The organism is Acidobacteriota bacterium (genome assembly GCA_009838525.1).
Taxonomy (GTDB): Bacteria; Acidobacteriota; Vicinamibacteria; order Vicinamibacterales; family UBA8438; genus VXRJ01.
This window is the reverse complement of the sequence record VXRJ01000038.1, coordinates 106,418-117,095: the sequence shown is the minus strand read 5'-3', so window position 1 is coordinate 117,095 and position 10,678 is coordinate 106,418. Positions and strand designations below refer to the sequence as shown.

Below are 10,678 nucleotides of genomic sequence, written 5' to 3'. Positions count from 1 at the left end.
GCAGTATTCTCTACCGCCTATTTGAGTACGGAGCCCGTCTCGTCGGCTGCCTTCTCGACCTCGGTGATGATCTCGTGCATGAACTTGTTTCGCTCGGGAGAGGGCGTGACGTCAGGAATCGGCGCCGCCGGCTCGTAAATCTCATCACCGATGATCCGGGCACGTACGAACGTCGAACCGGTTCCGTGCTTGACGTATGCGTCCCGCCACTGCTCCGCACGTTCGTGCCACATCCTGCGAGTGCACACCTGTAGCAGCCGCGGACCGAGGTTGTCGGCCAGAGCGTCGAAGCAGGCCTGTTTCTGGTCGTCGGCCGGTTGGAACTCCTCCCATCCAAGGGGTTTCTGCACGAACACGTAGATGCGCTCCACCAGCTCCTTGCGCAGGTCAGCGATCGGACGCAACGTGTCGTACTCGTCGTCCCATCCCTCTGCGAGACGTCGGCTCAGGGCCCTCACCCGCGTCCAGTGCTCTTTCGCGAAACCCGGCTTGAACTCAAGGCCGAGGCGCGGTCGCCACGCCTCATGGAAGGCGTCGGCCGCGGCGCGAATCGCGAGCACCAAGTTCATCCGGTCGTAGACCGGGTGCGCCTCTGGAGGTTCCGGCCGCTCGATCACTGCATCGATTGCAGTAAGGAGCTTACGGATCTGCAAGACCGTGCGCTTTCCCGATGCGGTGCCCTCGCTCAGCGGTTCGTGGATTTTCTCCAAGAAGAAGCGAGCGCTATCCAGTCGCTGGCGCAATGCCCGCTCGGCGTACGGTCCGAGATCCTCTCCGAAGGCCGCCAGCACGTTCTCCGCAGATGCTAGAACGTGCTGCGCCTTCGCAGACGCGTTCGGCAGGTTGTCACCCTTGACCTCGTCGAAGTGCGTAAATGCAATGACTAGCTTGCGAGAGTTCCCGGTCGCCACGACCTCCCGCATGGCGGCGAGCGGTGCCGCTTGCATCGGCTGGGTGGCGCTGTCCACAAGAAGTACCGCATCTGCGGCCTCGATGCGGCGACTCACTGCGGTCGAGACCGCTGATGACGACTTGGGCGTGTGGCCGAGCCCCTCGCCGTCGAGAAGCACGAGCTTGGGAACTTCACTTCCGTTCCAGGTCGGTGTGAAGGGACCGGCGACGCGCACGCCGTTCACGAGGGGTGTCAGTAGCCGCCCGAAGAGGGGGGCGTAGTTGCTGGAAAACCGAGAAATCGCCCGAAGAAACGCGGCGCGCTCCTCAACCGGCCACTCTCCGCTCCAAGTCAGAGGCCAGCCCTGCCGCGTCTTCCGGACTTCGCCTAGTGGCAGCAGGTCGAAGCGCTTTTCGATCTCCTCCATTAGTGCATCGGCTACTCGGTGGAACTCCTCCTCGTCCCGCACCAGATTGTCCAGTTCCTCCTCAAAGAGCTCGTCGGCCACACGCTCGTCGTCATCCCCTCGAACATCGAGTTCGGTGTGCAGCTTGTCACCGAGACGGCGAGCGAGCTCGCGCAGCGTTGCAACCGTCTGTTCAAGCAGCTTCACCGTACTCGCCATGTCGATCACATCGCGCTCCTCTCCGGAGAGGAGATCCAACTCGTCCGCTTCCTCCTCGTCATCGTCAAAGTCGGAACTGCTCGGCATGACGGTCGGGCCATTGCCAAGCACGTAGCTGAAGCGAAAACGTTGATTGACATGGTTCAGGAGGCGCCGGAGCACCTCGGCCTCCGCACCCTTGGCGGCGGCCAGCACCGCTGCAGAGATGCACTCGTTCAGGTACTCGCGCACTTCATCGCTCGGGACGAAAGTCACGACCGCTCGCCAGCCACCTTGGGCGAGAATGATCTCGGTGTCGTGAATGGTCGTCTTGGCCGTCGAGGTCGAGGGAAAGCGCTCCGTCAGTGGATCCGTCCCGATCAGTTGGCGCACAAGCGTCGTCTTGCCAGCCCCCGTCGTCCCAAGAAAGAGCACCCGCCGATAGCCGTCCGGTTCCGACTCGGGCAACGCGATGGCGTCCTCGCGTAGCGCCGCGAAGTCTGTCTCCTCGGGCACCATCTTGTCGAAGAAGATGTCGACGACGCGGGGATCAAATCGCCGCTCGGCCTCATTTCGAGCGCCCGGATCGTGGTACTTTGTGTCACCCAGAAGGCCATTCAGTTCGTCCCGCAGCCGCATCGCCTCCGCCTCGTCCCGTGTACCAAGGCCGCGCCGCACACGAACGCCTAGCTTGCCGGTCGCATCATCCCGCCTTGCCGGGTGCCTGAAGATAACCGAGAATCCCGACCGGCCTTGGGTCTGGCTGAGACTCGCCGAGTACTTACGATCTACCATACCCACCTCCGTTGTTCCTGCGTTGTTCCCAAGCAGGATACGCGGTGCCGTCGGGGCTTGTCAAGCATTTCCGGAACAACACAGGAACAACGCCAGGTAGAATGCCGCTAGGAGCCGAAGTCGAGTGCTCGGCGGCACCTGGAAACAGAGGATCGCTCCCGTTCCCGTGACAGCAAAGGTCTTCGGTCGCTACGCATTGTCGTCCTTCATCTGCCAGTCGACGCCGCACTGCGTGCCATTGACGTCAGCAGACCACGCCACACTTCGCCGCGCGGTGTCCCGACGTCGCCGATGCGGCGCTCGCACCGGAACAGGCGCGTCAATGAAAAATTCTGCTTGACACGTTTTTCCACACCCCCCTGCGGAACTTCCCAACCGGCCCGCGAACCCGCCGTTCCAGCGACCCCGCTGGGCCGGTCAGCCACGTCGCCGGACTTTCCGACGAAAACCTTCATATGGACGGCGCGGAGGGCGGCACAGCCCCACCTGAAGGGTCGAAATGTGGGGGTTTACCATCGAAGTATGGACACGCCCACGACTTCCGATACCAATCCGTTTCCTTCTCCCGACGAACTCCGCCGCAACCGCGAAGAGCGCAACCGGCTCGAAAACGAGATCGCCGAACTCTCCGCTCGCATCGACGCCGCCGTCTACGAGCTGCTCGTCCGCATCCGACGCTTCGATGAACTGGGAGGCTGGTCCGGCGCCACGTCCTACCCCCAGTGGCTGAGCTGGCGGGCCAGCCTGGCCCCCGGCACCGCGCGGGAGTACGTGCGCGTCGCGCATGCCCTGGCCAAGTTGCCGAAAACCTCCGACGCCCTGCGGCGGGGCCGCGTCTCCTACTCGAAGGTCCGCGCCATCACCCGGGTCGCGACGCCGGCGACCGAGGACCGCCTGCTGCATCTCGCCCGCCAGGCGACGGCGGCCGACCTCGAGCGTATCGTCCGGGCGTGGCGGCGGTGCGACCGCCAGCACGAGGGGCGGGAGGATCGGAAGCGGCGGCGGAACCAGGGTCTCAGCATCTATCCCGACATCGACGGCATGTTCGTCGTCCGGGGCCTGCTGACGCCGGAGGTGGGCGCGGTGGTGCGCCGGGCCATCGAGGCGGCGTCCGAACAGCTCCACCAGGAAGCCAAGGACGCGGAGCCGAAGCACGTCGAGGCGGAATCGTCGGCCTGCCGGCGGGCGGATGCGCTGGGGCTGATTGCGGAGAGCGCGCTCGCCGCGAAGCTCGACACGGGAACGGCGGGCGACCGCTACCAGGTGGTCGTGCATGTGGATCCGGAGACGCTGCGGGACGACGTTTCCGCGGAAACGTCACACGCTACCGACGGTGCGGGCGAGAGTGTCTCGGTCGAAGCGTCGCCACGTGCCGGGCAGGCGGCCCTGGAGGAAGCGGGCGGCATCCGCGTTTCCGCGGAAACGTCGCGGCGGCTTGCCTGCGACGCCGGCAAGGTGGTGATGGGCCACGATACCGCCGGCAAGGTGCTGGACGTCGGCCGCAAGACCCGGACGATTCCTCCCGCCCTCCGCCGGGCGCTGGCCTCACGCGACCAACACTGCCGCTTCCCGGGCTGCGAGGCGCGGCGCTGCGACGCCCACCATGTGAAGCACTGGGCGGACGGGGGCGCGACGAAGCTGGACAACCTCGTGCTGCTCTGCCGGCGGCATCATCGCGCGGTGCACGAGGAGGGTTTCGGCCTCACGCTCGACGCGGAGGGCCGGCCGCGGTTCACGCAGCCGGACGGTGCGCCCCTGCCGACGGCGCCGGCGCCTCCCGTCTGGACGGGCGTTCCGCTCGCACCGACCGACGCGAAGCTGGCCGAGGACGGAATCGAGATCGACTCCGGCACGTCGATTCCCCACTGGTACGGCGAACGGCTGGACCTGCCCTACGTGATCGGCGTCGCGTGGAGGCCGGGGGATACTCCGGGCGCGGAGGAGACTGCGTGACCGCATCGGTTGCGGTGGCGCCGCGACCGGCGTGCCGACCTCGATGGCCGAACGTTCGCGACTGCCTTCAAGGCGCAACCGGTTATGGCGCTTCCGAAATGCCCGCCGGGCATGGGCCGCCACCGTCAATGGCACGCAACGCAGGCCCACCAACTACTGGCCACCTGGCTTGCCATCCGGGGCGAGGTTGTTCCGCGCATTGAATCCACGTCAGAACGGGAGCCCAGGGAGAACCCCGCCAGCGTCACTGCTTCGCATCGCACCATCCCACGCGTCCGTCCGCTACGATCTGCCGCTATGGCTATCGACACAGCAGACGCACCTCGGTTGCCGGACGGGTTCCGACCGTTCCCCTACGAGGATCCGTTCGAGGACTATGTCGGACCGTTCGGTTACCGGCTGGAAGGCGACGGCATCCGCCTGGCCTTCCAGTCGGACGGCCGGCACGCCAACACCGGCGGCACGCTCCACGGCGGCATGCTGATGACGTTCGCGGACTACGCGCTCTGTCTGGCTGCGGTCTGGGATCAACCCGGCGAGAAATGCGTGACGGTTTCGTGCGACTGCCACTTCGTCGCGCCGGGAACCCCGGGAGCAGTCATCGAGGCGTCCGGCGAGGTGGTCCGCCGAACCCGCACGCTGGCATTCGTCCGGGGCGAGATATGGGAAGGCGACCGCGTGCTGCTGAGTTACAGCGCCATCGTCCGGCGACTGCCCGGCGCGCGGCCGGAAACCGCCGCCGGGTCGCTATAATCGCCCCTTGCCGCGCGTGGCGTTACGGAGGAACGAGATGAAGCTGCATCGAGATCTGTCGGCTCGGCTTACGGTCTGCATCGTCGCCGTGCTGGCGACTGCCCTGCCCGCCACCGCCCAGCAGGGGGCGGTGGATGGCGAGTGGCATGCGTACGGCGCCGACGACGGCGCGACGAAGTACTCGCCGCTCGATCAGATCGACGCAAGCAACGTTGATCGGCTGCGCGTGGCCTGGTCGCGGCCAACCGTCGATCAGTCGATCCTCGATGTGGTCCCGGATCTGGGCTACGGCAACGCCAACCGGGCGACGCCGCTGATGATCGACGGCGTTCTCTATGCCCCGAACGCGGTCGGCCTGGTCGAAGCGTGGAATCCCGCAACCGGCGAGACCATCTGGGTGCAGCGCCCCGACGAGGAAACGCCCGCCGGCTACCGCGGCGCTGGCCACCGCGGCATCGCCTACTGGACCGACGGCAACGAACGCCGCCTGATCGCGCACCGGGGCGAGTGGCTTTATGCGCTCGATCTGGCCACCGGCGACAAGATCCCGGGCTTCGGCGACGACGGCCGGGTCAATCTGACAACCGGCCTGCAGGAGGGCGCCCGGTATCGCTGGGGCGGCGCGCCGACCGTCGTGCGTGACGTCATCGTCATGGGCCAGTCCATGGCCGACACGTTCGTCACGAAGGAAGACCTGCGGGGCGACGTGCGCGCGTTCGATGTCCGGACCGGCGAGCTCCGCTGGGTCTTCCACACCATTCCGCAGGCCGGCGACCCGGCGACGGAGAGCTGGACCGATGGCGCCTGGGAGTTCACCGGTCACGCGCCGGTCTGGTCGCTCTTCGCGGCGGACGAGAAGCTGGGCTACGTCTACATGCCGACGTCGTCGTCGACGAACGACATGTACGGTGGCCACCGGCCGGGCGACAACCTCTACACGCAGTCGATCGTCTGCGTCGACGCGGAGACCGGCGAGCGGGTCTGGCACTATCAGCTCGTCCACCACGGGCTGTGGGACTACGACATCCCGGCCGCGCCGATCCTGGCCGACATCACGGTGGACGGCCGCGACATCCCGGCCGTCATCCAGATCACGAAGCAGGCGTTCGCATTCGTTTTTGACCGGGTGACGGGCGAGCCGGTCTGGCCGATCGAGGAACGCCCGGTCCCGCAGTCGACCACGCCGGGTGAGGTTACGGCGCCGACGCAACCGTTCCCGACAAAGCCGCCGGCATTCGACCGGCAGGGCGCGACGGTCGAGAACCTGATCGACTTCACGCCGGAGCTGCGCGAAGAGGCGCTGGACATCGTGGAGCGCTACACCATCGGCCCGATGTTCACGCCGCCGACGGTGCGCGGGTCCGGGCCGAACGACAACCAGGGGACGATTCAGTTGCCCGGATCGCAGGGGGGCGCCGATATACAGGGCGCGTCGTTCGATCCGGAGACCAACATCCTCTACATCCCGTCGATCACGTCGCCCTTCGTCGCCGACATCCTGGAGGGGAACCCGGACCGGACCAACCTGGCGTTCATCAAGGGAACGCGCGAGTGGATCGGGGGGCCGCGCGGCCTGCCGCTCTTCAAGCCACCCTACGGCCGGGTCACGGCGATCGACATGAACCGCGGCGAGATCGTCTGGCAGGTCCCGAACGGCCACGGGCCGCGCAACCATCCGGCGATCCGCCATCTCAACCTCGACCGCCTCGGCAGTCCGGGCCGTCCCGGACCGCTGCTGACGAAAACGCTGTTCTTCTTGGGCGAAGGGTCGAACGTCGGCATCCGGACCGGCGGCCGCGTTCCGGAGGGAATGCCGCACTCGATCGTCACGAACTACGGCGAGCCGTGGTTCCGGGCCTACGACAAGCAGACCGGCGACCTCGTCTGGGAGACGGAGCTCGAAGCGGGGACCACCGGCGTGCCGATGACCTACCTGCACGAGGGCAAGCAGTACATCGTGGTGCCGATCGGCGGCCTGGACGTTCCCGGCCAGTGGGTCGCGCTCAGTCTGCCGTAACCGCGGCGTCCATCACCATGGACGACCGACCGCCTATCCCGAAGGAATGGCGAGAGGAGTTTGACGCCGCGGCCGCGCGGCCGCTCCGCCTCCGCCTCCGGTACGCGTTCGTCCACACTTACAAGCCGGTAATGGATGACGAGCCGTACCGCTCCTGGGAGAGCACGGCGGAATACCGGCGCTGGTGCAACGAGAACCTGCCGGACTGGTTGGGCTATGGGACCGATTAGCCACAGCCAGGTCGAGGAACTGCGCGACGCCCTCCAGCGCCACAGCGTGCAGTACCTCTTCATCGGCAAGACGGGAGCCCTCCTCCACGGCTTTCCCGATACCACGCAGGACGCAGATGTGTTCGTGCACAAGACCGCCCGCAACGGCCAGGCCGCCGTCAACGCCCTCCAGGAACTCGGCTTCGAGTTGACCCCCCAACAGATCGCCGAGATCCGGCGCGGCAAGGACTTTGTGCAACTAAAGAACGGACCCTTCGACGTTGACCTGGTCTTTGCGCCGGACGGCATTGAACGGTTCGAGGACGCCTGGCGCCGCGGCGCCGACATCGACGGCTACCCGGTCTGCTCGATAGACGACATCATTGCGAGCAAGCGGGCCTCCAACCGTGCCAAGGATCGCGAAACCCTGCCGCGGCTACGCAGCTTCCGCGACTATCTCCGCGAGCCGGGGCGCGCCCGCCACCCGCGCCTGCCCCAACTTCCGGCACGCGACCAGGAACGGTAGTCTCGCCCTTGGCACGGTCTCGGGTGGCCCGTGAGAACCGCGTACGCCGCATGCTCGGCTATACTCTCGCGGCTGCCGGGAGAAACGGAATAGCATGAAATTTGGGATATGGAGTCGCTCTTCAGTGACTTAGCTGGGGTTGTGCGCCAACTTGTCGCACGTCCCCGCTTCACGCTGGCAACGCTACTCGTTCTCGCACTCGCCATCGGCGCAAATACGGCGATCTTCAGCGTTGTCAACGGCTTGCTGGCGCGACCACTACCCTACCCGGAAGCACAGCGGATCGTCAGCGTGGGGCAGTGGTCTCCAGACCGTTCCGCCCCTCCGAGTGTGTCGAGCGTTGCGTTGCAACGGTTGTGGGACGGCGCGCACTCGTTCGAGCAGCTTGGCGCCTTCACCTCGCTTGGCGTCGTCTGGGAGAGTCCGGATGGTCCCGTTCCACTCTATGGCGCCGTTGTTACTCCCTCGTTGTTCACGCTCTTGCGAACATCGCCGTCGCTGGGCACGCTCTTCACTGAGCGGCACGCGGTCGAAGGGGCGGACCGGGTCGTAGCGTTGAGCCACCAGATTTGGACGAGACGGTTCGGTTCGGATCAAGCGATTCTCGGCGCACCGATTTCGTTGAATGGCGAACCACACGTAGTGATCGCAGTGCTTCCTGAGAGTTTCGACTTCTTCGAACGTGATGTGGACTTCTGGAAGCCGCTTGTCGTGCGGGCGGATGAACCACCGGTTGGCAGCGCGACCATTCACAGCACGTACATCGGAGTTGGACGCTTGCGGGAGGGCGTGTCAGCAGAGCGAGCTGAGACGGAGGTGAGCACCATTCTCGATAGGCCGGACGCCAGCCTCCCGCTGATGCCGGGCGTCCAATTCGAGACGCGCGTTGTTCCGTTCCGCGAAGAACAAGTGCGTCCGTATCGGCGAGCACTCTTGATGTTCGCCTTGGCGACTGCCCTCGTGTTGCTGATGGCCTGCGCCAATGTCGGTGGCCTGTTGCTCGCCCGCGGCATCGTGCGGCGGAGGGAACTCGCCATCCGGGATGCACTCGGCGCGGGGCGGGGCAGGATCGTTCGTCTCTTGCTCGTCGAGAGTGTCGTTCTGAGCGTCGCTGGCGGCGCGCTCGGTCTAGCCGTGGCGGCAGGTCTTGTCCGCGCCGTTCCGGCACTGTCACCAAGCCATATTCCCGGGCTCGCGGAAATCGGACTCGACGGTTTAATGCTGACATTCGCGGCCGGTCTCTCGCTGGTGGCGGGTGGGCTGTCCGGAGCAGCGCCGGCGATGGTCTGCTCACGCGTCGATCCGTGGCAGACTCTCGGTCGCGGCAGCCTGTTGGCTGTCGGTGGCTTCGGCCGTTTCCGGCCGAGTCGGGTGCAGGCCGGGTTGGCTGTCGTGCAGGTGGCGTTGGCGTTAGTGGTAGTGAGCACTGCCGGTTTGCTACTGCGTAGTTTTGTGGCGCGCGTCACGCTCGATCTCGGTTTCGATCCGACGAATGTCGTTGTAGCGCAGGTGCACACACAAGCGGTGGACCGCGTCTTCAGTGGCGCCGGGGGTCAGATCGGACCGGAGGCATTCGCCGAGATGGACGTCGCGCTACGGAGTACCGCGGAGAGGCTTCTTCTGCGGATGGACCGTGTCGCCGGCCTGCCGCAGGTGAACGCTGTGGCCTTAGCCTCCAGCGCGCCGATGTCTCCTGCAAATTCGACCCAGGCGATAGTGGTTGCGGGCCAACCTCCACCGATCGACGCACGGGACCAACTACTGGCTTCTACGCGAACCGTGAGCGCCGAATATGCCGAGGTGATGCGACTTCGGGTGCAAGCCGGCCGGTTCTTTACCGATCGGGATACGGCTGGCAGCCCGCTCGTGGCGGTCGTCAGTGAGTCGTTTGCCCGACAAGCGTTCGGTGGCGAGCCAGCGGTCGGTCAGCGGTTGGCGACAGCGGGGCTCGGATTCCCGGGATTCGCGCCCGGTGACGGCGCGCGCACAGACGAGACGTGGGAGGTCGTTGGCGTAGTGGCTGACGTGACAGGTCCGCCGGGGTCAGCGCTCGCCGAAGCGTCCAGCAGCGTGGTCTACTCATCCATTCTCCAGCCAAGTATGAACCGACTGCCTGCCCTAGGGACGCCGACCATTGTTGTGCGTACCGCCGACGACCCGGAACCCGTCGTTCCCTTCCTACGTGAGGTCGTCGCTGACGTCGATCCGAGAGGAAGGATCACCATGGGAACGCTTGAAACGCAGCTCGCGGCACGCGCCGCGCAGCCGCGCTTTTTCGCTATGTGCGCCCTGATCTTCGGGGCGGTGGCTTTGCTGTTGGCCGCGTTCGGGCTCTATGGCGCACTAAGCTATGCCTTCTCTCAGCGCCAACGCGAAATCGGTGTCCGGAGGGCGTTGGGAGCCACACGCGGTGATGTGCTCCGGTTGGTCGTGCGGGAGGGAACTGCACTCGTGGCCGTCGGGGCTGTCCTGGGCCTGTGCGGCACCGTCGCAACGACGCATCTGATCGAGAGCGTGCTGTTCGGGGTGACCCCTCTGGATCCGCTGACCCTGGCCGCAGGGATGACGGTCCTCATTGCGGTGGCGCTGTTTGCCTGCTGGTTGCCAGCGCGGCAGGCTGCCCGTATTCGACCGATCGAGGCCTTACGTGAGAACACGTAAGGGCGCGCTTGCAGGAGCCTGGGCGCATTGGCCCCGCGCGGCACGCGGTTGAACTCCACGGTGGTCGGTCCGTGCGATCCTGAAACCCCGCCTGGCTCCGCTCACGCCGCTCGGCCTCTTGCCACTTCCCGACGCTTCCAAGCCAACCGGGGTGTCTTTTGCGGGGCAGTCGCGGTCCACTTGGGCCTCGAACGCAGAATTGACGATGAAGCCAGTACGGTCTACGTCTGGCTTCGAGTGTCGGGTCGAGTGCTGGTTAGAAAGTGGG

7 protein-coding genes are annotated in these 10,678 nt (G+C 66.0%); 6 read left to right on the top strand and 1 reads right to left on the bottom strand.

Annotated elements, in window-relative coordinates:
* Positions 1-17 precede the first annotated feature (17 nt).
* On the bottom strand, positions 18-2,291 hold the full coding sequence (locus F4Y45_18030) for a hypothetical protein (protein MXY26405.1): 2,274 nt from the start codon (positions 2,289-2,291) through the stop codon (positions 18-20).
* A gap of 291 nt (positions 2,292-2,582) precedes the next feature.
* Between F4Y45_18030 and F4Y45_18025 the strand changes: the two genes are divergently transcribed.
* The 6 genes from F4Y45_18025 (at position 2,583) to F4Y45_18000 (ending at position 10,410) form a co-directional block, all read left to right on the top strand.
* Positions 2,583-4,244 (top strand): DUF222 domain-containing protein, encoded by a 1,662-nt coding sequence (locus F4Y45_18025; protein MXY26404.1) that lies wholly within the window; start codon positions 2,583-2,585, stop codon positions 4,242-4,244.
* 84 nt (positions 4,245-4,328) lie between these two features.
* Positions 4,329-4,997, top strand: coding sequence for a PaaI family thioesterase (locus tag F4Y45_18020; protein MXY26403.1), 669 nt, complete (start codon positions 4,329-4,331; stop codon positions 4,995-4,997).
* A 37-nt stretch (positions 4,998-5,034) separates the two neighbouring features.
* Positions 5,035-7,014 carry a PQQ-binding-like beta-propeller repeat protein gene (locus F4Y45_18015; protein ID MXY26402.1) on the top strand — a complete coding sequence of 660 codons (1,980 nt, stop codon included), beginning with the start codon at positions 5,035-5,037 and terminating at the stop codon, positions 7,012-7,014.
* 17 nt (positions 7,015-7,031) lie between these two features.
* Positions 7,032-7,244, top strand: a complete 213-nt coding sequence (locus F4Y45_18010; GenBank protein MXY26401.1) for a hypothetical protein — start codon at positions 7,032-7,034, stop codon at positions 7,242-7,244.
* Positions 7,231-7,749, top strand: coding sequence for a hypothetical protein (locus tag F4Y45_18005; protein ID MXY26400.1), 519 nt, complete (start codon positions 7,231-7,233; stop codon positions 7,747-7,749). The genes F4Y45_18010 and F4Y45_18005 overlap by 14 nt, the downstream gene beginning before the upstream one ends.
* A 108-nt stretch (positions 7,750-7,857) precedes the next feature.
* Entirely contained in the window at positions 7,858-10,410 is a 2,553-nt protein-coding gene (locus F4Y45_18000; protein ID MXY26399.1) for an ABC transporter permease, read from the top strand.
* Positions 10,411-10,678: the final 268 nt, after the last annotated feature.

What these genes read in the sequence shown, in the direction of transcription:
- F4Y45_18020 (MXY26403.1), top strand. Translation starts at nt 4,329, where the DNA reads ATGGCGCTTCCGAAATGCCCGCCGGGCATGGGCCGCCACCGTCAATGG.
- F4Y45_18015 (MXY26402.1), top strand. Translation starts at nt 5,035, where the DNA reads ATGAAGCTGCATCGAGATCTGTCGGCTCGGCTTACGGTCTGCATCGTC.
- F4Y45_18010 (MXY26401.1), top strand. Translation starts at nt 7,032, where the DNA reads ATGGACGACCGACCGCCTATCCCGAAGGAATGGCGAGAGGAGTTTGAC.
- F4Y45_18005 (MXY26400.1), top strand. Translation starts at nt 7,231, where the DNA reads ATGGGACCGATTAGCCACAGCCAGGTCGAGGAACTGCGCGACGCCCTC.
- F4Y45_18025 (MXY26404.1), top strand. Translation starts at nt 2,583, where the DNA reads ATGCGGCGCTCGCACCGGAACAGGCGCGTCAATGAAAAATTCTGCTTG.
- F4Y45_18030 (MXY26405.1), bottom strand. Translation starts at nt 2,291, where the DNA reads ATGGTAGATCGTAAGTACTCGGCGAGTCTCAGCCAGACCCAAGGCCGG.
- F4Y45_18000 (MXY26399.1), top strand. Translation starts at nt 7,858, where the DNA reads ATGGAGTCGCTCTTCAGTGACTTAGCTGGGGTTGTGCGCCAACTTGTC.